This is a genomic window from Campylobacter curvus, from assembly GCF_013372125.1.
Classification (GTDB): Bacteria; Campylobacterota; Campylobacteria; order Campylobacterales; family Campylobacteraceae; genus Campylobacter_A; species Campylobacter_A curvus.
In genome coordinates this window covers 87,782-111,281 of record NZ_CP053826.1, presented here as the reverse complement: position 1 = coordinate 111,281, position 23,500 = coordinate 87,782, and the positions used below count along the sequence as shown (strand labels likewise).

At 45.8% G+C, this 23,500-nt stretch carries 27 protein-coding genes and 1 pseudogene; 13 read left to right on the top strand and 15 right to left on the bottom strand.

The genetic code is table 11. From position 1 onward, the window contains the following. Positions 1-894: a metal ABC transporter solute-binding protein, Zn/Mn family gene (locus CCVT_RS00560; protein WP_018137346.1), complete on the bottom strand. Its 894-nt coding sequence runs from the start codon at positions 892-894 to the stop codon at positions 1-3. Between the two features lie 619 nt (positions 895-1,513). On the opposite strand from CCVT_RS00560, the gene CCVT_RS00555 reads away from it, so the two are divergent. Beyond that, a complete protein-coding gene (locus tag CCVT_RS00555) occupies positions 1,514-1,873 on the top strand; it encodes a Fur family transcriptional regulator (RefSeq protein ID WP_011991691.1) in 360 nt (119 codons plus the stop codon). On the opposite strand, the gene CCVT_RS00550 is transcribed toward CCVT_RS00555, so the two are convergent. Next, complete coding sequence (locus tag CCVT_RS00550; protein ID WP_009649475.1) at positions 1,864-2,256, bottom strand: acyl-CoA thioesterase; 393 nt, start codon at positions 2,254-2,256, stop codon at positions 1,864-1,866. The two genes, CCVT_RS00555 and CCVT_RS00550, sit on opposite strands and share 10 nt — an antisense overlap. A 46-nt stretch (positions 2,257-2,302) precedes the next feature. On the opposite strand from CCVT_RS00550, the gene CCVT_RS00545 reads away from it, so the two are divergent. Both CCVT_RS00545 and CCVT_RS00540 read left to right on the top strand, forming a co-directional pair. Next, entirely contained in the window at positions 2,303-3,025 is a 723-nt protein-coding gene (locus tag CCVT_RS00545; RefSeq protein ID WP_018137344.1) for a class I SAM-dependent methyltransferase, read from the top strand. A 27-nt stretch (positions 3,026-3,052) separates the two neighbouring features. Next, complete coding sequence (locus CCVT_RS00540) at positions 3,053-3,607, top strand: manganese efflux pump MntP (RefSeq protein ID WP_018137343.1); 555 nt, start codon at positions 3,053-3,055, stop codon at positions 3,605-3,607. Positions 3,608-4,241: 634 nt separating this feature from the next. Here CCVT_RS00540 and CCVT_RS00535 read toward each other — a convergent pair. Then, positions 4,242-5,000: an exodeoxyribonuclease III gene (locus CCVT_RS00535; RefSeq protein ID WP_018137341.1), complete on the bottom strand. Its 759-nt coding sequence runs from the start codon at positions 4,998-5,000 to the stop codon at positions 4,242-4,244. 119 nt (positions 5,001-5,119) lie between these two features. Here CCVT_RS00535 and CCVT_RS00530 point away from each other — a divergent pair, with 119 nt between their 5' ends. Beyond that, positions 5,120-6,682, top strand: a complete 1,563-nt coding sequence (locus CCVT_RS00530) for a phosphoethanolamine transferase (protein ID WP_018137340.1) — start codon at positions 5,120-5,122, stop codon at positions 6,680-6,682. Positions 6,683-6,711: 29 nt separating this feature from the next. On the opposite strand, the gene CCVT_RS00525 is transcribed toward CCVT_RS00530, so the two are convergent. Next, a complete protein-coding gene (locus tag CCVT_RS00525) occupies positions 6,712-8,274 on the bottom strand; it encodes a flavocytochrome c (protein WP_018137339.1) in 1,563 nt (520 codons plus the stop codon). Between the two features lie 172 nt (positions 8,275-8,446). Here CCVT_RS00525 and CCVT_RS00520 point away from each other — a divergent pair, with 172 nt between their 5' ends. Together CCVT_RS00520 and CCVT_RS00515 are read left to right on the top strand one after the other, a co-directional pair. Further along, complete coding sequence (locus CCVT_RS00520; protein WP_018137338.1) at positions 8,447-8,806, top strand: diacylglycerol kinase; 360 nt, start codon at positions 8,447-8,449, stop codon at positions 8,804-8,806. Continuing rightward, positions 8,803-9,042: a replication/maintenance protein RepL gene (locus tag CCVT_RS00515; RefSeq protein ID WP_018137337.1), complete on the top strand. Its 240-nt coding sequence runs from the start codon at positions 8,803-8,805 to the stop codon at positions 9,040-9,042. Before CCVT_RS00520 ends, CCVT_RS00515 begins: the two co-directional genes overlap by 4 nt. A 42-nt stretch (positions 9,043-9,084) precedes the next feature. Here the strand turns inward: CCVT_RS00515 and CCVT_RS00510 are convergent, their stop codons facing one another. The 3 genes from CCVT_RS00510 to rpsT form a co-directional block, all read right to left on the bottom strand. Then, entirely contained in the window at positions 9,085-9,504 is a 420-nt protein-coding gene (locus tag CCVT_RS00510; protein WP_009649852.1) for a TOBE domain-containing protein, read from the bottom strand. A gap of 200 nt (positions 9,505-9,704) precedes the next feature. Beyond that, positions 9,705-10,772: a peptide chain release factor 1 gene (gene prfA, locus CCVT_RS00505; RefSeq protein ID WP_018137336.1), complete on the bottom strand. Its 1,068-nt coding sequence runs from the start codon at positions 10,770-10,772 to the stop codon at positions 9,705-9,707. A gap of 9 nt (positions 10,773-10,781) precedes the next feature. Continuing rightward, positions 10,782-11,051, bottom strand: a complete 270-nt coding sequence (rpsT, locus tag CCVT_RS00500; protein WP_018137335.1) for a 30S ribosomal protein S20 — start codon at positions 11,049-11,051, stop codon at positions 10,782-10,784. A 171-nt stretch (positions 11,052-11,222) separates the two neighbouring features. Between rpsT and glmM the strand changes: the two genes are divergently transcribed. The 6 genes from glmM (at position 11,223) to CCVT_RS00470 (ending at position 16,185) form a co-directional block, all read left to right on the top strand. Continuing rightward, a complete protein-coding gene (glmM, locus tag CCVT_RS00495) occupies positions 11,223-12,563 on the top strand; it encodes a phosphoglucosamine mutase (RefSeq protein ID WP_009649458.1) in 1,341 nt (446 codons plus the stop codon). Beyond that, a complete protein-coding gene (gene lspA, locus CCVT_RS00490) occupies positions 12,556-13,002 on the top strand; it encodes a signal peptidase II (RefSeq protein WP_018137334.1) in 447 nt (148 codons plus the stop codon). Before glmM ends, lspA begins: the two co-directional genes overlap by 8 nt. 35 nt (positions 13,003-13,037) lie before the next feature. After that, entirely contained in the window at positions 13,038-13,397 is a 360-nt protein-coding gene (locus tag CCVT_RS00485) for an NINE protein (RefSeq protein ID WP_009649703.1), read from the top strand. A 9-nt stretch (positions 13,398-13,406) separates the two neighbouring features. Beyond that, the gene (locus CCVT_RS00480; RefSeq protein ID WP_018137333.1) at positions 13,407-13,841 is read left to right on the top strand and encodes a CopD family protein; all 435 of its coding nucleotides are present in this window, start codon (positions 13,407-13,409) and stop codon (positions 13,839-13,841) included. A 31-nt stretch (positions 13,842-13,872) separates the two neighbouring features. Next, complete coding sequence (locus CCVT_RS00475) at positions 13,873-14,631, top strand: hypothetical protein (protein WP_018137332.1); 759 nt, start codon at positions 13,873-13,875, stop codon at positions 14,629-14,631. A gap of 114 nt (positions 14,632-14,745) precedes the next feature. After that, positions 14,746-16,185 (top strand): acetyl-CoA carboxylase subunit A, encoded by a 1,440-nt coding sequence (locus CCVT_RS00470; RefSeq protein WP_009649781.1) that lies wholly within the window; start codon positions 14,746-14,748, stop codon positions 16,183-16,185. A gap of 154 nt (positions 16,186-16,339) precedes the next feature. Here the strand turns inward: CCVT_RS00470 and CCVT_RS00465 are convergent, their stop codons facing one another. The 7 genes and pseudogenes from CCVT_RS00465 to proB all read right to left on the bottom strand — a co-directional run bounded on the left by CCVT_RS00465 (position 16,340) and on the right by proB (position 21,974). After that, positions 16,340-16,546, bottom strand: a complete 207-nt coding sequence (locus CCVT_RS00465; protein WP_018137331.1) for a hypothetical protein — start codon at positions 16,544-16,546, stop codon at positions 16,340-16,342. Positions 16,547-16,616: 70 nt separating this feature from the next. Further along, the gene (locus CCVT_RS00460) at positions 16,617-17,552 is read right to left on the bottom strand and encodes a DUF4299 family protein (RefSeq protein ID WP_018137330.1); all 936 of its coding nucleotides are present in this window, start codon (positions 17,550-17,552) and stop codon (positions 16,617-16,619) included. 398 nt (positions 17,553-17,950) lie between these two features. Continuing rightward, entirely contained in the window at positions 17,951-18,061 is a 111-nt protein-coding gene (locus tag CCVT_RS00455) for a hypothetical protein (protein WP_018137328.1), read from the bottom strand. A gap of 6 nt (positions 18,062-18,067) precedes the next feature. Continuing rightward, positions 18,068-18,895: a pyrroline-5-carboxylate reductase gene (gene proC / locus CCVT_RS00450; protein ID WP_018137327.1), complete on the bottom strand. Its 828-nt coding sequence runs from the start codon at positions 18,893-18,895 to the stop codon at positions 18,068-18,070. Positions 18,896-18,963: 68 nt separating this feature from the next. Continuing rightward, a pseudogene (locus CCVT_RS10015) lies at positions 18,964-19,203 on the bottom strand (restriction endonuclease); the annotation flags it as partial. A gap of 274 nt (positions 19,204-19,477) precedes the next feature. After that, positions 19,478-20,842, bottom strand: a complete 1,365-nt coding sequence (locus CCVT_RS00440; RefSeq protein ID WP_018137324.1) for a glutamate-5-semialdehyde dehydrogenase — start codon at positions 20,840-20,842, stop codon at positions 19,478-19,480. A 10-nt stretch (positions 20,843-20,852) separates the two neighbouring features. Further along, entirely contained in the window at positions 20,853-21,974 is a 1,122-nt protein-coding gene (proB, locus tag CCVT_RS00435) for a glutamate 5-kinase (RefSeq protein WP_018137323.1), read from the bottom strand. 128 nt (positions 21,975-22,102) lie between these two features. Here proB and CCVT_RS00430 point away from each other — a divergent pair, with 128 nt between their 5' ends. Next, positions 22,103-22,858 (top strand): PIN domain-containing protein, encoded by a 756-nt coding sequence (locus tag CCVT_RS00430; RefSeq protein WP_018137322.1) that lies wholly within the window; start codon positions 22,103-22,105, stop codon positions 22,856-22,858. 90 nt (positions 22,859-22,948) lie between these two features. On the opposite strand, the gene CCVT_RS00425 is transcribed toward CCVT_RS00430, so the two are convergent. Continuing rightward, on the bottom strand, positions 22,949-23,419 hold the full coding sequence (locus tag CCVT_RS00425) for a GNAT family N-acetyltransferase (protein WP_018137321.1): 471 nt from the start codon (positions 23,417-23,419) through the stop codon (positions 22,949-22,951). Positions 23,420-23,500: the final 81 nt, after the last annotated feature.

The window sequence follows — 23,500 nt, the reverse complement described above, 5'->3', positions numbered from 1 at the left end:
TTAAAGGCTTCGGGCTAAAATTTCAGCCGTTTTTCTCATCTCATCCAGCCAGTTTAAAGGCAACTGATCGAGCTCCTCGACGGTAGCTCCTGCTTGCTCGGCTATCAGCTTAGCCGCTTTTTTAGGAAACTGCGGAGCTACGAAAATGACCTTCACGCCGTGCTCTTTAGCCTCGTCGATGAGCTCGGCGATATCGGTCGGTTTTGGCTCTTTACCCTCGACTTCGATAGCGATTTGCTCCAGGTTGTAGCGTTTAGCGAAATATCCCCACGACGGATGATATACGATAAATACGCGGCTCTTTACGTTTTGCAATTTATCAGCGATGAATTTATCAAGCTCGTCAAGCTTAGTCTCAAATTTAGCTAAATTTGCCTTGTAAAGCTCGGCATTTGCAGGAAACTCGGCGATCAAAGCGTTTGCGATATTTTCAGCCTGAGTCTTTACAAGCACAGGATCAAGCCAAATGTGCGGATCAAGGCCGTCATGATGATGATGGTGATGTCCATCATGATCATGATGCTCGTGTTCGTGGTGCTTGTCGCCGTCATGTTCGTGCTCATGCTCCTCACTCATCGCGATCTTTTGGATACCCTCTTGAGTCTTTACGATCTTTAAATTCTTATAAGTCTTTGCAAATCTATCCAGCCAAGCGTCCTCAAACTCGATACCAACGGCAAAATAAAGCTTGCTTTTTTCAAGCTCTTTCATCTGCTTTGGCTTTGGCTCGTATGTGTGCGGGTCTGCGCCCTTGCCAACCATGACATTGACATCAAGCGTGTCGCCGGCGATCTGCTCGATGAAGTATTTTGTCGGCAAAATGCTTGCGGTTACGATAGGTTTGGCAAATAATACAACTGCACTTATGACTAGCAAAGTGAAAATTTTTCTCATTATCTCTCCTTTAAAAATAATCCGCAAGTTTAGCAAAATGCAACTAAGTTGCAACTTAAGAGATTTAAGTTTGAATTTTATCTGAAATTTCTAAATTTTAGACTATTTTTCTAGTGAGGCGCATATTCGTAGCATATCTCGTTACGAATATGCAATGTGAAGTAAAAATCGGAGGGTGTGTCTTGCTCTGCTTTCCTGCGCTCGCAGCTTTAAGCCTCGCTGCTCATTCTATTTAGCTATGCTTAAATTTTACTTTGTCAAAAAGAGCTTTTATTTTTTAAAGGCTCTGTTAAAACATCTCATTGATTTTTAGCTTTCAAAGCAGGAGAATGCGAACAGCATTCGAGCAAAAACCTTGTGAAGCGACGCTATCGCCGCCGATTTTTCACTTCGCTACCGCTCGTGACGAGACTACGCTACGAGGACAGGGAAGCTGTAGCTGACCGCGTAAATCGTGCTATATGTTCGGCGCTTTGCGGAGTGAGCAAGGTTTTTGCTTCACTTCGTTCGCAACTGCAAAGCAGAAGCGAAGCAAGCGCCAATGATTTATTATAATAGAGCCTTTTTAAATTAAATTTAAAAATTTTAGCGTTAATATAAGCAAAACTAAAGGCAAAATATGGACATCGAGAAATTTTTACAAGAACACGACATAAAGCCTACGCCGCTGAGGATGCAGCTGGTCGAAATTTTAAACGCCAGCAAAACGCCTCTTAGCTACGACGAAATTTTACAAAATTTAGATGCGAACAAAACGACGATCTACCGCAGTATGGAGCTCTTTGAGAAGCAAAACCTCATCGTAAAAACCGAAAACAACCACAAAAGCTACTACGAGCTCGCAGACGGAGCGAAAGCGTATTTCATCTGCGACGTCTGTCACAAAGTCACGAATATCGAAGTGCCGATGCCAAAGCAAGCAAAGATCGTAAAAAGTGCCGTCATAAAGGGCATCTGCGAAGAGTGCGATCACTCATAAAGCGCGATGATATCCTCCGGGATCGCCTTTGGTCGCTGCGAAATCGGATCGAAATAAACGAAAGTCGTCTTTGCTTTTGCGATGATCTTGCCATCTTTTTTAAACTCAAAAAATCTTAACGAAGTAGCCTTTTTATCAGCCTGCGTCCAGGTGTGGATCTCGATTTGATCGCCAAGCTTTACGGGCGCGATATATGTGGCTTCGTTAGCCCTGATGAGCCAGACGCCGTTTCGCTCGCGCTGAGCGTCCAGCGTATCGCCTACCGCGTCAGAGTGCGCAAATGCCGCCTCTTGCATGAGTACGAAATAATAAGTGTTGTTCATATGCCCGTGCATGTCGATAGCCTGCGGCGGGACTTTTAGCTTGTAGATGAATTCTTTCATTTTGCCGCCCTTTTTGCTAAAATTATACCCAAAAACGGGGATTTAGATGCAAAATATCTGGGATAAAAAAGCGAGCAATTATCAAAGATTTGACGGCAGTATCAATAAATTTCAGCGACAAGTTTTTGATGCGCTGCAAAATTTCGGTGTAAATTTTAGCGGCAAGTCGCTCGTTGATATCGGCTGCGGCACCGGCGTTTGGACGCTACTTCTGGCAAAAGAAGCCTCGCACATTACCGCAGTGGACAGCTCCGCCGGTATGATCGATATTTTAAGGCAAGACGCCGCAAAATTTAGCGTAAAAAACGTGACCGCCGTTCAAAAAAGCTGGCAAGAATTTAGCTACGATGAAATTTATGACATCGCGCTTACGACGATGAGTCCGGCGATAGCGAGCGAAGAAGATTTTAAGAAATTTTACGCGCTGGGCGAGGTCAAAATTTACCTGGGCTGGGCGAGGTCCAGGACATCGGACATTCTCGAGCCGTTTTTTAAGAAATTTGGCAGGCAGGCGTCAGAATACCCCGCCACGCGTCGCCTCGAAGAGTGGCTAAAAGTGCAAAATTTAGCCTATAAAAGCGAGCTTTTAAGCGAGAGCAGGACGGCTAGGCGCAGCTTTGACGAGGCGCTTGAGAACATCTGCTGGCACCTTGAGATAAACGGGCTGAAATTTGACAAAAACGAGATCATTACGATGCTAAAGCCGCTTTGCAAAGATGGCTATTTGGTCGAGACTATCGATTCTTTAATGAAACTTTTTGTATTCTAACGCTTCAAAATTTTAAAAAGGAAGCGGATGGAAATTTTACTACTGGCGTTTGCACTGGCGATGGATAGCGTCGCACTTAGCATCGCGAGCGGCACGAAATGTCGCACTTTAGGCTTTTTGCAAGTCCTAAAAACGGCGCTAATTTTTGGCGTTTTTCAAGCGCTTATGCCATTTTTAGGCTATATTTTGGGGCTTAGCTTTGTAAATTTCATCCAAGAGATCGACCATTTCATCGCGTTTGGCATATTGGGCTTTTTGGGCGCGAAGATGATCTTGGAAGCCCGCCACACCAAAGATGAGCCCTGTTTGATCAACCTTAGCAGCAAGGATCTAGCCCTTGGCGCAGTCGCCACCAGTATCGATGCGCTCGCTGTTGGCATAACTTTTAGCTTTGCAAATGTCGATATAACCTACTCTTGTTTGATCATCGGAACAGTTTGCTTCGTGCTTTGCGTAGCGGCCTGTTACGTCGGTAAAATTTTAGGCGCCTGGCTAGAGGCTAAAGCACTCGTGCTAGGAGGCTTGATACTAATCGGGCTTGGCACAAAGATCCTAATCACACACCTAGTAGATCATATCTAGGCTGGATTTGCTCTCTTTACAGGAGCTATTTACATAAATATTATGTAATATATTTATATTTTTACATAAAATTCATTATTAAAATATTAATAAATATATAAATATTATTGTTTATTGTGATGACTTTACGAATTTTATGCGATACAAGCAATTACAAACGATACCATGAGTATTTCCTAAAATGCGGGTATCGTCGCTAATAAAATTTGATCTCACTAAATTTTATAGCTCTGTTAAAATATTTCATTGTTTTTTAGCTTTCAAAGCAGGAGAATGTGAGCAACATTCGAGTAAAAACCTTGTGAAGCGACGCTATCGCTGCCGATTTTTACTTCGTACTGCGCACTCGTAACGTTCTGCTTGCAGTTGCGAGTGCAACGAAGCGTCTTGAAAAGCTGCGAGCAACGCGAAGCAGAAAAAATCGTGCTATATGTTCGGCTACTCGCTCCCGCACAAAATCAGCATCGCGTTTTTTGCGAAGCAAAAAGATTCCCTTGAAACGCTGTTCGCGTCTGTGCTAGGTCGCTCCTGGAGCGAATAGGGTTTTTGCTTTACTTCGTTCGCAACTGCAAAGCAGAAGCAAAGCAAGTGTCAATGATTTGTTATAAATAGAGGCTTTTAAAAACCGATAATCTCAAAGCTCGATCTCGATACCAACCGGACAGTGATCAGAACCGCCGATGTCAGCGAGGATGAATGCGTCTTTTAGGCGGCTTTTTAGGCTTTGTGAGATGAAAAAATAATCGATCCGCCAGCCAACGTTTTTCGCACGCGCGTTGAAGCGATAACTCCACCATGAATACGCGTCCGCCGCGTCCCCATGCACCTGCCGAAAAGTGTCAATAAAGCCATGCGCCACGACCTCATCCAGCCACGCCCGCTCGATGGGCAAAAAGCCAGAAGTTTTGGCGTTTGCCTTTGGGTTTTTGAGGTCAATCTCGCGGTGGGCGGTATTGACGTCGCCGCAAAATATCACGTCCAGCCCCTGAGCGACCAGAGCGTCGATGTATGCGAGAAATTTGGCGTAAAAGTCCATCTTATAGGCAAGCCGCGCGTCATCTTTTTGCCCGTTTGGGAAATAAATATTAAACAGCACGAAGTTGCCGAAGCGGTGCTCCAGTACCCGCCCCTCGTCGTCGTTAAAAAAGAGCGATTTTTGCGTGGCGGTGTTAAATTTAGACAGGCTCATCACGCCAGAATACCCCGCTCGCACTGCGGAATTTACACTGATCTCGTTAAAGTCAAGCTTGTAAATTTCAGGCGGCACGTCGGCTTCTTTTACCTTTATCTCTTGCAAGCCCAGAAAATCAGGCTTTTGCTCACTCACCCACGCAAAGCCGTCCTTTGCGGCAACGGCACGCAGTCCATTTACGTTCCAGCTGATCAGTTTCATTAAAAGCCTTAAAATTTTAAATTTATTAGACGAAAAATATCAAATTTTTGCTTTATATAACTAAAAAAATATTAAAATACCGTCTTTGATTCTATTTCAATACTACTGAAAGGTTTTTCATGCAAAGAATCCTACGTATCAAGACACTCACGTTGATTTTGGTTTTTAGTATTTTTATGCTTTTACTAAACTACCAATTTTTCTTATTTTGCCTTAAAGACATAAGCTTTGATGGCAATAAAACGATATTTTTCACGCTTCCTATCATCTATTTTATATTGACGAATTTTATATACTCGATCCTACTGATGCCCTATGTTTGGAAATTTATCGCGGTACTTACGGTGCTGATAAGCAGTTTAAGCGCTTATTTTATGGGTGCTTACGGTGTTATTTTAGATAGCGAGATGATAAGAAATGTGTTTGAGACCAATCCAGCCGAAGCCGCAAGCTATCTAAATTTTAATCTAGTGCTATGGCTCGTTTTTACGTGCATTTTGCCGATAATCTACATCATAAAAGTAAAAGTGCGATACGCAAATTTCAAGCAAGAGCTCATCAAAAGAGTCTCATTCACACTTGGCTGCTTAGTCGTTTTGGGAGTATTTAGTGTATTTTTGACAAAGACGTACATGCCCTTTTTTAGAGAGCACAATCACGCTAGATTTTACAACTTGCCATTTTACCCGATATATTCGACAAATAAATTCATAAAGAAAAGATATTTTTACAAAAAAGAGGAATTCAAGATCATAGCAGCCGACGCCACGAGAGTGAAAGGTGACAGGCAAAAGATCCTTATTTTCATAGTCGGTGAAGCGGCGCGCTCGGCAAACTACTCGCTAAACGGCTACAAGCTACACGATACGAACAAATTTACTCAAGCTAAAGACGTGGTTAGCTTGCCGGATTTCTACTCTTGCGGCACGGCTACGGCCCAGTCCGTCCCTTGCATGTTTTCAAATTTAGGACGTGAAAATTTCTCGGTCGATAAGGCGAACAACCAAGAAAACGCGATCGACATCCTGGCAAAAACAGGCGTTGATGTGTATTGGGCCGAAAACGACAACGGCTGCAAGGGAGTGTGCGACCGTATGAAAAATGTAATCCAAAGAGATGTCGGCATGGATACCGTACTACTTGAAGATGCTAAAAACTGGCTAGAGATCGCCAAAAAAGATGACAACGATACGGCGATATTTATCCACATCATCGGCTCGCACGGACCGACATATTTTGAGAGATATCCAAAAGAATTCGCCCAGTTTAGCCCGTCTTGCGAAACGAGCGAGCTAAAAAACTGCAGTAGCGAAGAGATCGTAAACGTCTATGACAATACGATACTTTACACTGATTTTATAATGTCAAACCTAATCGACATGCTAAAAGAGCAGGAAACAAACGCCGATGTAGCACTATTTTATCTCTCTGATCACGGCGAGAGCCTCGGAGAAAACGGCATTTATCTGCACGGTCTGCCATACGCCATAGCGCCTGACGAGCAAAAGCATATCCCTGCCATCGCTTGGTTTGGCGAAAGCCTAAAGGATAAAAAGCAAAATTTACAAAACGTAAAAGGCGAGCGCTTCTCTCAGGATAACGTCTTTCACTCGCTGCTTGGCTTTTTTGATATAAACACAAGCGTCTACAAGCAAAATTTAGACCTATTTAACATAAAATAAAGCCCGAAAAACTCGGGCTTTTTCTAAATTTAGCCGATCGTCTCGGCAGCTATCATGCCAAATGTAAGGCAGTCAGTTATCGCCACGGAGCCAAGACGGCTAGCGCCATGCACACCGCCTGTTATCTCACCTGCAGCGTAAAGATTTGGTATCGGCTGAGCGGTCAGCGAATTTATGACCTGCGCTTTAGTGTTGATGTTTAGCCCGCCCATCGTATGGTGGACTTTTGGCGTTCCGCGCTCTGCATAAAACGGCGGTACAGATATGTCGATGCCCTTTGTAGTAGTCGCAGCGACTGGCTTGCCAAAGTCCTCGTCCTTGCCTTTTTTGACGAATTCATTATACCTTGCGATAGTTTTTTTAAGCTCGGCTACTGGGATCTTATACTCCGCGGCTAAGGCGTCTATGGTGTCAAATTTCTTGCAAATTCCAGCCTCAAGCGCCTTTTCGTAGTGTCCAGGCAACATATGCTTCAAGGCGCGCGAATCGCAGAAATTTATAGGGAAATTCTTATCATCATCGCCCTTTTCGTGAATGACCTTAAACATCGCCTCGGTCCTTGTGCGACGATCTGCGAGCTCGTTCATGTAGCGTTTGCCGGTGCGAGGATTGACTGAAATTCCAAACGGGAAAGAGCCGTTTACGTTAAACATCGAGCCGACGCCAAAGCCGGTCTCATCGGCGCATCCCCAAGGTCCGTATTGTATCCAGCTTGGCTGTACGGGATATGCACCCGCTCTAAATGCCGTCAATAGCGCGCCTGCTGTGGCTCCCGGGTGGTTCGTGGAGTCTGTTTCCGGCGTGATCCTAGGATCTTGCAAGCGTCTAAAAATTTTATCTCGGCAAAATCCGCCCGCAGCCAGCATAACGGCCTTTTTGGCTTTGATGTATTTGGTGTCACCGCCTTTGTTTTCGACATCATCGCTCATCAAATTTCCGTCAAATTTATAGTTTTCTCGCACGATGACGCCTACGACCGCACCTTTGTCGTCAAAGACGAAGTTGTCAAATTTCGTTCTTTTTTTGACAGTCGTACCGTCAAGCTTTTCAAACGTGTCGATCATAGGAAGCACGATACCAGAGCCGCTGCCGTTTTCAGTCTGAAGGCTCCTTGGCACGGAGTGGCCGCCCGCATGTGTGAGCTGATCGATGTATTTAGCACCGCAATCAAGCGTTAGTTTATACGCATCTTGCGCCCTTTTACCAAGCATTTCAAGAAGCTCTCTGTGGTTTATGCCCCGACCGGCCTTGAGGCAGTCACTCATAAAAAGCTCCGTGCTGTCTTTTATGCCGGCTTTCTTTTGGATGTCGCTATTTGGAACGGCAAAAATACCCCCGTTTATGACGGAATTTCCTCCCAGGCGCCCCATTTTCTCGATCAAAACGACCTTGTTGCCCTTTTTAGCCGATGTCACACCGGCTGCAAGAGCGGCAAAGCCCGAGCCTATGATGACGACGTCGAATTCCTCGTCCCATTTGACGTCTTTTTCATTCATTGCAGCGACTAAATTCATACCGCTAAGTGCCAAAGCGCTAGCGCCTACTGCACTAAATTTAACAAAATCCCTTCTGGATAAACCTTGTTTTTTCATGTTCGCTCCTTTGAAGTAAGATAGTTGCTATTTCTTAAATTAATTATCAACTTTTTACTAAAAATATCAAATTAATTTTTATATATAAGCTGGTATTAAAATTATAATCCCAAGTACTACAAAAAACTATTTGTAAGCATCAAAATGATATATTTCAGGCCAAAGGAAGATCATGAGAAATCAGCCAAAATATAACTTTTTTAAAAATACGAAATACGCATTGGACGGGCTTTGCGAAATTTACGGTAAAGAAAGCTCCTTTCGTATAGAAATTTATATCATCGCCCCGCTCATTATCGTTTCGTTTTTCTTGCCAACTAGCCTGAATTTACACATCGCTCTTATAGCTTCGCTCATATTCGTGCTCTTTGCAGAGTGTGTGAATTCAGCGATAGAAAGGTGTGTGGATCTATGCACGAGAGACATCCACCCGCTAGCAAAGGCGGCTAAAGACGCCGGAAGTGCGGCGGTATTTTTATCGATCGTAATAGCTGCGATCGTTTGGGTACTGACGCTTTGGACTTTACTATGACGCCAAACGAAAGAGGAATTTACTCGGCGATACTAGGCGAAAAGAAGGTCGAGATCATAAATTTACTGCTTTTAAACTGCGATGAAAACGGGTTTGTCTTTTGCAAAATTTCTGAAATTTGCGAAAATTTAAACGTCAGCAAACCAACCGTCATCGAGACCTTTAAACTTCTGCAAAAGGCTAAAATTTTTAGCAAAGTCAAAAACGGGCTTTATAAACTTAATCTTACGAATTAATTTGAGGGATTTAGAAGAAAAAGGGCGAAACGCCCTTTGAAATTATTTAACGCCGACGATGATCTGTGTCGCTTTGATGATCGCAGTGACGCTGTCGCCTACTTTTAGATGCATATGCTCTGATGAATGTTTTGTTATGATGGCTGAAATTTTATCGCCTTTTGCATCAATGATGATCTCTGAATTTACAGCTCCGTCTTTAACTTCGCTCACAACGCCTTTGATTTGGTTTGTAGCGCTTAGTTTTAGCTCACCATTTTTAGCGACGATAACGCTTGAAGCCTTAAACAAAAATACTGCTTTTTTGCCGGCTTTTAGCCCAAGAGCCTTTTCGCTATCTATCGTAACTGTCGCTTTTAGTGTCTCACCACCAGGCATTTTAGCTACTATCAGCGAATTTACCGCACCTGATTTTACCTCCGTTATCTCAACGTTTAGTTGATTTCTTGCACTTATAGACATTTCGTCTCCTTTGATTTTTGGTTTTGTGAGTGAAATTGTAATTGAATAAAATTAAGCCAAACTTAAAAAGAATATATGTAAATTTAAAACATAACAAATATAAAATTTTAATACCGAAATTGCCTATTTTTGGGATTTGTGAGTTAGAAATTTACAAAAATAACTTTGCGAAATGTCGATTTATATTTTATAAATATATATCAAAGTCCGGCGTCAGTGATCGCTTCGGCCTGATGATGGGCAATGAGCGGCTCGATGATCTCGTCGAAAAGTCCGCCTGCCATTATCGCATCGAGGCGGTAAAGAGTCAAATTTATACGGTGGTCGCTTATGCGATTTTGCGGGAAGTTATAGGTGCGGATGCGCCCAGAGCGATCTCCCGTGCCGACTTGACTTTTGCGCTCGCTAGTCTCTTTAGCGATGCGTTCGGCCTCTTGCATCTCGTAAAGGCGCGCCTTTAGCACCTTCATCGCAGCCTCTTTATTTTTGTGCTGGCTCTTGCCGTCTTGATTCGTAACGACGAGTCCTGTAGGGATGTGAGTGATACGAACAGCACTATCGGTCGTATTTACGCTTTGCCCGCCATGCCCGGAGCTTCGCATGACGTCGATACGAAGGTCGTTTGGATTTATCTCGATCTCACTGTCCTCGACCTCGGGCATGATCGCGACCGTGACGGCTGAGGTATGCACGCGCCCCTGACTCTCGGTCTCTGGTACGCGCTGGACGCGGTGGGTGCCGCCCTCAAATTTTAAGCGCGAATAAGCTCCCTTGCCCTTTATAAGCAAGATAATCTCTTTAAATCCTCCCGCGCTTCCTTCGCTTTGGCTGACGATCTCAAATTTATACCCGCGCAAATCTGCATATCTAATGTAAGCGTTAAACAAATCTCCTACGAAAAGCGCTGCCTCATCGCCACCGGTGCCTGCACGGATCTCTAAAAAGATATTTTTATCGTCGTTAGAATCTTTTGGCAAGAGTAAAATTTTGATCTCGTTTTCAAGCTCTTCTTTGCGGACTTGGGCTGATTTTAGCTCCTCGCGCGCAAGCTCGCTAAGCTCGGCGTCATCAAGCAGGGCTTTGTTTTCTTCGATATCGTCTAGTGTTTGTAGATATTGGCTTGCCGCATTTTTGATAGGTTCGATAGATGACTGCTCTTTTGAGAGTTTGGTCATCTTTTCGATGTCGTTTATTATATTTGGATCGCCAAGAAGTGCGGAAATTTCATTATAGCGATCCAAAAATGGACGGAGTTTGTCGGCAAACATTAAGGGAGATTAGGCGACTTTTAATGTATTTACAAGTTGTGCAAGGCGGCTAACGCGGCGAGCTGCGGTTTGTTTTTTCAAAAAGCCTTTACTTACGAAGCTATGAATGCTTTTATTTGCGAGCTTAAGCGCTTCATTAGCGGCATTTACGTCTTTTGCTTCAACAGCTTCACGCACAGCTTTTGTTATATTTTTAAGTCTTGTGCGGTAAAATCTGTTTCTTTCAGTTCTTTTTATAGTCTGTCTTGCTCTTTTTTCAGCAGATTTATGGTTTGCCATAATATACCTTTTTGATAATTTTAGTCCGTGATTATATAAAATTTAGTTTTAAATGGCGCTTAATTTAAGTAAAATTTAAAGAGTGAGAAAAATTTTAGGGCTTAAATTTGAGAAATTTTGATAAAATAACGCTGAAATCAACGAGGCTAAATTTTAATAAAAGGATAATCTATGAAACTATTTGGTACTGACGGCGTTCGCGGCAAAGCCGGAGAAAAGCTCTCTGCACAAACGGCTATGCGCCTTGCGATGGCGGCCGGAATTTACTTTAGAAAATACTCCGCTACAAACGTGATCCTAGTCGGCAAAGATACCAGAAAAAGCGGCTATATGATAGAAACCGCGATAGTTGCAGGGCTAACTGCAGTCGGATACAATGTGCTTCAAATCGGTCCGATGCCTACGCCTGCGATCGCATTTTTGACCGAAAATATGCGCTGTGACGCGGGCATCATGATAAGTGCCAGTCATAACCCATACTACGACAACGGCATAAAATTTTTCGATAATTGCGGCGACAAGATAGAAGAAAACATAGAAGCCGAGATCGAAAAAATTTACTACGACGACGAGATGATCGCAAACGCTCAAAAAACGATGACCGAAATCGGCGCAAATAAGCGTATAGACGATGTTATCGGCCGCTACATCGTACAAATCAAAAATTCCTTCCCAAAAGAGCTGACGCTTAAAAATTTAAGAGTAGTGCTAGATGTCGCAAACGGCGCGGCTTACAAGGTCGCACCGACTGTATTTAGCGAGCTTGGGGCCGATGTCATCGTGATAAACGACGAGCCAAACGGAAGCAATATCAACCAAAGCTGCGGAGCGCTGCATCCCGAGGAGCTTGCAAACGAGGTAAAACGTCTGCGTGCGGACATCGGCTTTGCATTTGACGGGGATGCCGACAGGCTCGTAGTGGTCGATGAAAACGGCGAAGTCGTGCATGGAGATGCCGTGCTTGGCGTGCTGGCCACTTATCTAAACGAGAAAAAGGCGTTAAAAGGCGGCGCAGTCGTCGCGACCGTCATGAGTAACGCAGCCTTGGAAGACTATCTGAAATCTCACAAAATCAAACTGCTTCGTGCAAATGTCGGCGACAAATATGTCCTTGAGATGATGAAAGAAAACGGCATAAATTTTGGCGGAGAGCAAAGCGGACACGTGATATTTAACGACTATGCCAAAACCGGCGACGGGCTCGTGACCTCGATGCAAGTCGTCGCGATGATGCTAAAAAAGGGCAAAAAAGCGAGCGAAATTTTTAAAGCCATCAAGCCGTATCCGCAAATTTTGCTAAATTTAAAGATCACGGAGAAAAAACCGCTTGAAAAGATCGCGGGGCTAAAAGAGCTCGAAAAAAGTCTCGAAAAAGACGGTATCAGGTCGCTGTTTAGATACTCTGGTACCGAAAACGTGATACGTCTCTTGCTTGAGGGCAAAAATCAAAATTTAGTCGAAAAGCGCATGAATGAAGTCGAGAAATTTTTCATAAAAGCCCTAAATGCCTAAAATTTTGATCAAATTTTTCACGGCTTTCGCGCTGATATTCACACTCGATCAAGCCATCAAAATGCTGTTTATAAGCGGCTTTAGCTGGGAGGGCGAGTATTTCTCGCTCGTGCTTACTTACAACGAAGGCGTAGCGTTTTCGATGTTCGCCTTTTTGGGCAAATGGCTGAAATTTATCCAGCTTGCCCTCATCGCCGCAGTCTTTTTGTACCTGATCCTAGAAAAGCACCTGCTAAATGCCCACGCCACCGCGCTTGGAGCGCTGCTTGGGGCCGGCAGCTCGAACATCATCGATCGCTTCATCCACGGAGGCGTCGTAGACTACGTTTTTTGGCACAAATGGTTTAATTTTGCTGTTTTTAACTTTGCAGATGTTATGATTGACCTTGCGGTTGTTTTGATACTTTGGCAAAGCTTTTTTGCCGGCTCAAAGGATTAAAATTTTGCCCCGCTCTAGCGCACTAAAGGAAAGAAATGAACAATATCTACATTGCTTACGCATTATGGTTTTTCGCCGGCTGGCTCGGAGCTCACAGGATATATCTGGGTAAATTTATCAGCGGATTTTTGATGATGGGGCTGTTTTTCGTAGGAGCAGCGCTCAAGATCGTCTTGATCGGTTACTTATTCCTCGCAGTTTGGGGCATCTGGTGGGTGATCGACGTGTTTTTGACGAGCTCTTACGTAGAGCGAAATTTACAAAAAGAGGAGCTTAAAAGAAGCCTCAAGATGCAGAGCAAGGAGGCTGATTTGAAGCGGCTTTACGAGCTATACGAGAGCGGGGCGATAAGCAAAGCGGAATTTGAAGCAAGACGCGAGATACTTTTTAGATAAGGAGAGGAAATGTCGGAGTATTACCTTTACTTTAAATTTTTACATTACATATTTTTCGTGTCGTGGATGGCGTTTTTATTCTACCAGCCGCGACTTTATGTCTATCACGCCGAAAATATGGATAAGCCCGACTTCGTCAAAGTCGTCGAAGTGCAGGAGTATAAGATGTATCATTACATCGGCTGGGTCGCACTCATCGGCTCTTTCGTGACGGGAGCTTTGATACTAATAGCCATGCCCGATCTGCTAAAAACCGGACATATCCATGTAAAGATATTAGTCGTAGTGCTCATGGCGATTTATCATCTTGATCTTGGCAGATACATGAAACAGCTTCGCGAGAAACGCTGTAGTCGGTCTGGTATGTTCTTTAGGGCATACAACGAGGTCCCGACGATCTGTCTTTTGATCATCATCTGGATCATGATCGTAAATCCTTTCTAAATTTTACGCTAAACGAGCAAATGAGGCGGAAATGAACGGGCAGATGTATCAGACCTGCGCTATCGTTACGGCAGCCAAAATAGCCCTGAAAAATGGCGGCGAGATAGACTATGCTCCGCTAAATTACGAGGATGAGACGAAATTTTTATTTCAAGACGGCAGCGTTGCGCGGAGTGTGAGCGAGTGGTTTGAACGCATACGAAAGCTTGGGCTGGACGATATGAAATTTCTATCCCCTACTAGCGTGCCGGATCGCTCGCTACTTGGCTTTTCAAACACCACGGCAAGCGGTATTGCGTGCTTTTTCGCGGATGGGGCGGCAAGCTACTTCACGCCACACTGGGAATTTACTCGCCAGTCTTCGCAAGACGGCAAATGGCTGATAACATATACCGAGAATAAATGGGAAAATCCGCCCGAGCAAAAGCCTAAATTTGACGATAATAGGGTGGAATTCGCGTCTATTTTGACACGCATCAAAGCCTTGGCGCAAGAGATTGAGTGCGAGCATTTCGCCGATATTTTCCAAAAGGCGCTAAACGCCCTAAACGACGATGACACCGTAGCTGCAGAGTATATAGACAAAAATATCCTAGCCCTACCACGGCCAAATTTAGGGCTATTTTTAGCGGCTGATATCTCGGATGTATTTGGCGCGATGGGCTCGTGGAACGACAGCCCACCATATATGGCGCAGCAAAAGGGGTTAGGAAAAGAGTATGACGAGCTTTCCGATGAGCTTTTGCGTCAAAATCGCCTGGCGCTTTTATACGCGATAAACGAGTGGTGAAATTTCGCTCCTAAAAAGCGCTGGCACCATCAAAATAGCGCCTAAATTTAAGCAAATTTATCAAAAAATAAATCTTTAAAAGATATGATAATAAAAACCGAACAAGGATAGCCAATGATACATAAAATTCTCATCGCTAACCGCGGCGAGATCGCCGTTAGGATAGTGCGCGCGTGTCGCGACTTGCATATGCAAAGCGTAGCCATCTATACGGCTCCTGACGCGCAATGCCTGCACGTAAGGATAGCCGACGAGGCCCACATGGTAGGTGACGATCCGATAAAAGGCTATCTTGATGCAAAAGCTATCGTCAAGCTCGCAAAAGAGTGCGGAGCGGACGCGATACACCCGGGATACGGCTTTTTGAGCGAAAACTACGAATTTGCTAAAATGGTCGAGGACGCGGGGCTCATCTTCATCGGCCCAAAGGCCGACGTGATCCGCAAAATGGGCGACAAAAACATCGCTCGTTATCTGATGAAAAAGAACGGTATCCCGATAGTCCCGGGCACCGAGAAGCTAAACGACGATAGTATGGATACCATCAAAGAGCATGCCAGACGTATCGGCTATCCTGTCATTTTAAAAGCTAGCGGCGGCGGCGGCGGACGCGGTATACGCGAGGTCTGGCAAGAGGAGGACATGGAAAACGCCTTTAACTCCTGCACCAGAGAGGCTAAGGCGTATTTTAACAACGACGAGGTCTTTATGGAAAAGCTCGTCGTCAATCCCCGCCACATAGAATTTCAAATTTTAGGCGACAACTACGGCAACATCATACACCTTTGCGAGCGCGACTGCTCGATACAGCGCCGCCACCAAAAGATCATCGAGATCGCGCCCTGCCCGTCAATAAGCGAAAATTTACGCAAAGTCATGGGCATGACGGCTGTTGCCGCGGCCAAGGCGGTAGGCTACTCAAATGTCGGCACGATCGAGTTTTTGCTCGATGATTACAACAACTTTTACTTCATGGAGATGAATACCCGTATCCAAGTCGAGCACGGCGTGACCGAGGAGATCACGGGGCATGACCTGGTCGTGAGGCAGATACGTATCGCTGCGGGCGAGCTTTTAGAGATCGAGCAAAGCGACATAAAGCCACGTGGCTACGCGATCGAGGCACGTATCACCGCTGAAAACGTCTGGCAAAATTTCACTCCGGCTCCCGGCACCATCACCGGCTATTATCCGGCACTTGGCCCGTCCGTGCGCGTCGATAGCCACGCCTACAAAGACTACACGATACCACCATTTTTCGACTCGCTCGTAGCAAAGCTCATCGTAAAGGCCACCGACTACGACCTAGCTGTAAATAAACTGGAGCGTGCACTGGAGGAATTTACGATCGAGGGCGTGCGAACGATCATCCCGTTTTTACTCGCCATCAGTAAGAGCCGCGAATTTAGACGAGGTTTTTTTGACACGAGCTACGTCGAGAAAAACCTAAAAACCATCCTGGAAAATACGCACGACGACACAAATACCGACCCTGCGGCAGACCTGGAGGAGGTCATCACCGAGGCCATAAAAAGGTATAGGAAAAAGAGATAGGCGAATTTTGCTTTTCCTCGCGTAAAGCCTTGTCCTATGAGATCTTGATATCCGCTAGCTACGTAAATTTACGCACAGCAGAGACAAGACTCAGGCACTACCAAATATCATGTGGTCGGTCAAAAGACGCTACCTACATGAAAATTTAAGCGCCTCAGACTCGCACATCATCCAGCACGAAATTTGGCTTTAGTCCGTCCTTTGTGAGCTTTGCGGCGGCTTTGGCGATCCACTCTGCCGTGATAGCTGGCATCTCCCAGATCATCGCGTGCGCCCCGTTTGGCACGCTCAAGATCTCTATGCCAGCCTTTGTGATAGCATTACTTTTCGCTACGGCTTTAAATGTGCATAAAAAGCACATTTAAAATTCGCCTTCGCTCACGCGTCCAAATTCCGTTTTCATCTCCTGCATATTCGCTCCTAAATTCACCTCACTCGCACTTTGCCGCGATCTGCTCCATCTCCTGCCTACTAAGTCCCTTTATCTCGATATACGTAGCATCGATGAAGCGATATTTATCCCGCGGTAAATTCGCCATAAATTTTTTATACGGCACATCCGCAAAAGGCTTATACGACTCCTCGTTCTGGTCGTCACCGTCCACCGCCACGAGTGAGAGCTGCCACTTGGCGACCTTCCTATCACCCAAAATTTCGAGGTTTTCATACTCGATGTACGGCTCAAACGGCAGCAACGTATCCAGCCCCTGCGACAACACGTATAGGCCTAATATCTCGCCCGCCTCGTTCTCAAAAAACTGCTGATGCGCCGCATAGGCGTCTAGATGCTGCGTGGAGACTAGCATCTGGCTATATTTACCCACAGGATCGGCGTCCGCTAAAATTTCATCTATCATCGCTAAATTCATCACAAAGGGGCGTGTGATGCCGTAGTTGATATACGTGTCGGTCTTATTCTTTTCAAAGTCGTTTTTCGTCGCTTGCAGTCCAAACATTATGTCGCGCTCGTAGTCAAATTTCAAAATGGCCTGCGCGCCGTAGCTTTGCTCGTCGGTGTCAGCGACGATGGAGCTGCCGAGTCTGGCGGCTAAATTTGACATGAACTCGAGTGCGATCTGCCAGTCGGCGCGAGCACTTGGGGTCAGCACGCGTACCTCGTAGCTCTTCTCGCTCTCGTTGTAGCTTAGCTCAAAACCGCGCCCACTCATGCCCTTCACACCGATGACGATGCAGCCCTCGCGCGGGATCTTTGAGGAGTAAAACACCTCCGCGTTAAAGCCCTTCTCGTCCTCATTGAAGCTAAACTGCGCTAAATTCGGCGCGAGCCCTAGCGCTTCCTCGACGCTTAGCACGCTTGCATAACCAAGCAGCTTCTTTTTATTTTTTATGGAAAAAACGACGCTCATATTTGCTCCTTTGGGGTGTATTTGCGATATCTGAAATGATAGCGAAAATCGCCAAAATCTAAACATACGGCACACAGGGGCGAGATATGGCTTTGAAGCTTTAAAATCAACATCTTCGAGCGATAATACGCGGCATGATTTTATCAACACCGTCTAAAACAGAGCCTAAATTTATCGGCTCAAATATCAGAATAAACCACAGGATATAGGCAAGCATCTCTGCGTCGAGCTTTAAAAGCTCTCTACGCTATCAAAGCCGTGATCTAAATTTTATACCACTACGCTCACGGCTTTAAATTTAGCGCTTTTGACAAGGATACGTTTTTTAGTACGAAATCCCTTTATACCGTCGTCTGCTAGCACCACAAACGACACCGTCCTCTCTTACCTAAAATCTATCAATCTTGCGCGTATGCGATTTCTTTGTATAGCGGCTTGCTTAACGTCAGTCTTGGCGTAGCGCATGCAGTAATTAGCGACACCTGCACGCTAGCGGCTAAATTTTGCATAAATTTTCATTTTCCAGCCTTCCTCGTGACCGCGCTCACGGCTTCGATGATGGCGGCTCTAAATTTAGCGTTTTCCAGCACTCGCACTGCTTCGATCGTCGTGCCGCCCGGAGAGCAGACCTCGTCTTTTAGCCGGGCCGGATGCTTGCCCTCTTTTAGCGCAGCGGCCGCCATTTTTGCGCTACCTGCGACCGCCTCGCACGCAATCTCACATGCGATCTCGCGACCCAGCCCTTCCAGCACCGCCCCGTCCGCCAAAGCCTCGATAAACATAAAAACGTAGGCGGGTAGGCTGCCTGCGATAGCGGTAAATACGGCAAATTTATCCTCTGAGATCTCATAGGTCTTACCAAAGTAGCTCAAAATTTTCATCACCGCCGCGCGCTCGTCCGCCGTAAAATTCGAGCTAAAATTTACCGCCGTCACGCCCTCGCCGATGAGAGAGGGCATATTTGGCATCGTGCGAGCGACCTTCGCGTCCGCGCCCAAGACCTCGCGCACCATTTGGATGCTGAAATTTGGCGCAACGGTGATAAATATCGGCTGTGTGGTGTTTTCGCCTACCACGCTCACATTATACTTAAATTTACTCGCCCGACTTATCTCTTTTAGCACGCTCTCGTAGCTGGCGGGCTTAACGGCGATAACGACTATGTCCGCGCCATTTGCGACCTCTTTTTCGCTCGCAGCTATGCGCACGCCAAATTTTGCCCGCAAAGTCTCGTTTTTACTACGCGCAAAGACTAAAATTTCATCCACCCTCACGCCGCCAGCCACTAGCGAGCCTATCATCGCCGAGCCCATGTTTCCGCCACCGATAAAGCCTATTTTCATTTTCACTCCTTAAATTTACCCGCATTTTACCACAGCTTTACGCGGTCGCAGACTATCCACACTTAAATTTAATAACTAAAAAAATCGCCGTCGATATCACAAATCTCCAAAATTTGCCGCACCTGCACGCCGAGTTTATACTTTATCATCAGCTCCGCCAGCCGCTCGCCGCCTATTAAGATGACCGCATGGCTTTGCACGCCGTCCGCATAGCTCCTGGCGTCTTTTGTGAAATTTGAAGTCGTGATAAAAACGCCCTTTTTGGTCTGCTTGTCCGAGAGCGCGTCGACAAATTTTTGAACCTCAGGGAGCGAGACGCTGTCTTAGTACTCCAAGGAAAACAACCTTTTGCAAAGTATTTTGGCAAATTATATCAAAAACAAAGAACGCAAATCGCGAAATATCGCACGAGATAGCAAGGCGAAATTTCAAAATCAAGCGGAGCATAAATCAACTCAATACAGTGAAGCATTTTCGTCTTAGACGAGGCGGATACGAGCCAAATAAGGGAGCGTATATAAAATACGTGACCGAAATTTGGCGAAGTATCCAACGAAGCATAAGGCGAAAAGGCAAGTCGCCTTAGCGAATTTGCCCGTCCCCGCGCACGACATATTTACTGGTCGTCAGCTCCCTCACGCCCATCGGACCGCGCGCATGCAGCTTTTGCGTGGAGATGCCGATCTCGCCGCCAAAGCCAAACTCGCCCCCGTCGCTAAACCTCGTCGAGGCGTTGGCATACACGACCGCGCTATCCACGGCGTTTAAAAACCACTCGATGTTCGCGTAATCACGGCTTAGGATCACGTCTGAGTGGTGCGTGGAGTGGGCGTTGATGTAGCTTATCGCTTCGGCGACACCGCTCACGCACTTTACTGCTAAAACTAAGCTCAAAAACTCCGCGCCAAAGTCGCTCTCATCGGCCTTTACGAGCTGCGCGCCGTTTGAGTTTTCGCCTATTTTTATCTGCGCCCTTAAAGCGTTTAAATTTACACTCAAATTCGCGTCCACTTTGCCCGCACTATTTAAATTTGCTTCCAAATTTAGCCCCGCTTCATCTGTGTCAAATTTTGCCCACAGATCCTCATGCACTCGCAGCTGCACCCCGTCTAGCTCGCGCGCTAGCGACGCTAAAACCTCCGCCGCCACTTGCTCGTGCAAAAGCACGCACTCCACGCTATTGCACGTGCTTGGACGCTGGGTTTTGGCGTTTTTGATGATCTCTACCGCTTCGCCCACGTCCGCACTCTCATCGACAAAGATATGACATACCCCGGCACCTGTTTCGATGACCGGGATAGTCGTATTTTGGATGATGAAATCCTTTAAATTTTTGCCTCCGCGCGGTATCAAAACGTCGATAAATTCGTGCATTTTTATCATCTCGCCGACCGCCTCGCGCCGCGTGTCCTCGATGAGTGCGACCGCGCCCCTTGGCAAACCGAATTTTGCCCCCGTTTCGTTAAATAAATTTACTAAAAATTTATTCGAGTTTATCGCCGCCGCCGAGCCGCGCAGGATCACGGCGTTGCCGCTTTTTAGCGCCAGAGCCGCCGCGTCGATGCTGACATTTGGGCGACTCTCGTAAATGATACCAAGCACGCCAAGGGGCACACGGATCTTGGTGATTTGCATGCCGTTTGGATGTCGCCAGCCGCCAAGCACCTCGCCCACGACCTCGTCAAATTTCGCCACCTCGCGCACGCCGTTTGCCATGGCTTCGATACGTACGTTTGTCAGCTCGAGGCGATCAAGCAGCGCCGCGCTAAGTCCTGCGTTTTTGCCCGCTTTAATGTCGAGCAAATTTGCGGCTTTTATCCCTTCTTTTTGGCGGATGAGCTCGTCTGCGACGGCGTTTAGGATTTGGCTTTTTACCTGCGCGCCTAAATTTAAAAGCTGCTCGCAGCTGGCCTTCGCCGCCTTTGCGATGTTTAAAATTTCACTCAAATTTCACTCCTTAGATCAATATCATATTGTCGATATGCACGGCACTCTCGTCGTATCTGTGCCCCAAGATACGCTCTATGTCCTCGCTCTTTTGCCCAGCGATCCTTGCTAGCTCATCGCTTGCGTAGTTGCTTATGCCCTTTGCCACGAGCTCGTTTTGCGCGTTTCGCACCTCGACCACGTCGCCGCGCTCAAATTTACCGCTCACGCTTTTTATCCCCACGCTTAGCAGGCTTTTGCCGTTTTTTAGGGCGTTTAGCGCGCCTTCATCTATCACGAGCACGCCCTTTTTGCTCGTGCCGTATCCCAGCCAATATTTGCGCGAGCTGATCTTTTTGCCGCTTTTTAAAAACAATGTGCCGATGCGCTCGCCCTCGATGATCTTTACGATATTTCGGGGGTCTGCGCCGCTTGCGATGATGAGATTGGAGCCGATTTTAGTCGCCATTTGCGCGGCGGTGATCTTCGTACGCATGCCGCCCGTGCCAAATTTACTCCCCTCGCCGCCGGCAGCTTTTAGCACGTTTTCGTCGATATTTTCGACCAAGTTTATAAATTTCGCGTCCTTAAATTTGCTCGGATTTTTATCGTAAAGCCCGTCGATGTCGCTTAAAATAATGACCAGCTCGGCGTCGATGAGTCCCGCGACGAGCGCGCTTAGCGTGTCATTATCGCCGACTTTTAGCTCGTCATTTACCACGGGATCGTTTTCGTTTATTATGGGGATGATTTTTTTGGCTAGCAGTGCGTTGCAGACGTTTCGCGCGCTTATGTAGCGGTTTCTGTCGCTAAAATCGCCGCGAGTAAGCAGCAGCTGGGCGATTGTCTTTGAATGCGCCCAAAACAGCAGGCGGTAAAGGTGCATGAGCGCGACCTGCCCGATGGAGGCTAGGGCTTGCTTTTCGCTCAGGCTCTTTGGATGCTCGTTTAAATTTAGCTCGCCCATGCCAGCCCCCACCGCTCCTGAGGTGACCAAAACGACGTCCAGCCCCATTTCTACTAGCTCGCTCACGCTCTTTACGATGAGCCTTATCTTCTCCTCGTTTAGCTTGCCCTCTTGCGTGGTAAGCGTGGATGTGCCGACCTTGATGACGACCCTTTTGACGTCTTTTAGTAGCTCTTTTCTGTTCATTTTTTCAGCCTTAAATTTTGTTTATGATTATAACTAAAATTTGGCTTATTTCCATTTTTTTGATAATATTAAGCTATTTTTCAGAAAATTTTAAAACATAAAGCCAAACAAGCGACGAGGAAGCATAAATGAAACGTTTCATAATAGACGACGAAAACATAAGCGTAGATAAAATTTTAGATATAAAGGAGCTTGATAAAGGCGATAAAATCTACATCGTGACTAATAGCAAAAAGAAGATTTCAGTCCGCACACTAGAAAAGCTCCTCGCAAAACGCATAAAAATAAAGATCGTCACCTTCGATATGCGCAGCAAGGACTTTGCGGACAAGATAATAGTCTTTTTGATGGGCAAATTAGCTTACAAAAAGGGCAAAATCTATATCGTTAGCAAGGATAAATTTTACGATAGCGTGATAAATTTTTATAACACTGCAGTGCATAAAAAGCGATGCAAATTTAAAAGATTGACTCTGGAAAAAGAGGAAATTCCCACTAAAAGCAAGCCCGAAATTTCGACCTTCAAGGTAGAGCCTCAGATCGTCAATGCCCCAAAAGAGGACGTGATAAACGAGATCAAGACCCTAATCGCCGGCTGTAAAAATTTAAACGATTTTCACTCGGCTCTAGTCAAACGATACGGCGCTACGAACGGGCTGAAACTTTACAAAAAGCTAAAGGATAGGGTTGCGGCGCTTTACAGTCGCGCAAAGCCCCTAAACAAGCCAAGATCCACAGACGATAAAAACGAGCAAATCGGGCAAATAGCTCAAAATTCTAAAAATTTAAACGACTTTCACAACAATCTGATCATAAAATTTGGCGAAGACGGCAAGCAAATCTATAAAGCAAATAAGGAAAATTTCAAATCGTTTTTCGTTTAAATTTAGAGTATTTCACGAAAACGGCTGGCTCGAGCGAGGCTAAATAAAATTTGCCGTAATTGAGCCTTCTTTGCGATCATGTAAGGAATTTTAACCCCTCGCGATCTGCGCTATCTCATCTTTCGTTAGGCGAAATTTTAGCCAGCCGCTTTGCCTTTTTGCGCCCAAATTTTCGTAAAATTTAATACTCGGTTCGTTCCAGTCGAGGCACTCCCATTCAAGCCGTCCAAAGCCCTCGTCCTCGCAAATTTCAGCTAGTCGCTTTATCATCGCTAGCCCTGCGCCGCGTCCGCGAAACTCCTGCTTGACGTAAAGATCTTCCAGATGTATCCCAGCCCTGCCAAGCCACGTGGAAAAGGAGTGAAAATATATCGCGTATCCCACGATCTGCCCGTCTGCCTCGGCTACAATGGCGTTTGCGTAGTGATTTTCAAAGATATGGCGTTTAAAAATTTCCTCGTCGATCTTGACTTCATTCGGCATCTTTTCATACTCGGCGAGCTCTTTTATTAGGGCGATTATAGCGTGCGTGTCGGCGATATTAGCTGGGCGAATTTGCATTTTTGTCCTTTAAATTTGAGTGGGATTTATAAAATGCGGGTCATTCAAATATCGAGAGCCGAATGGCTCTCTAAATTTAAC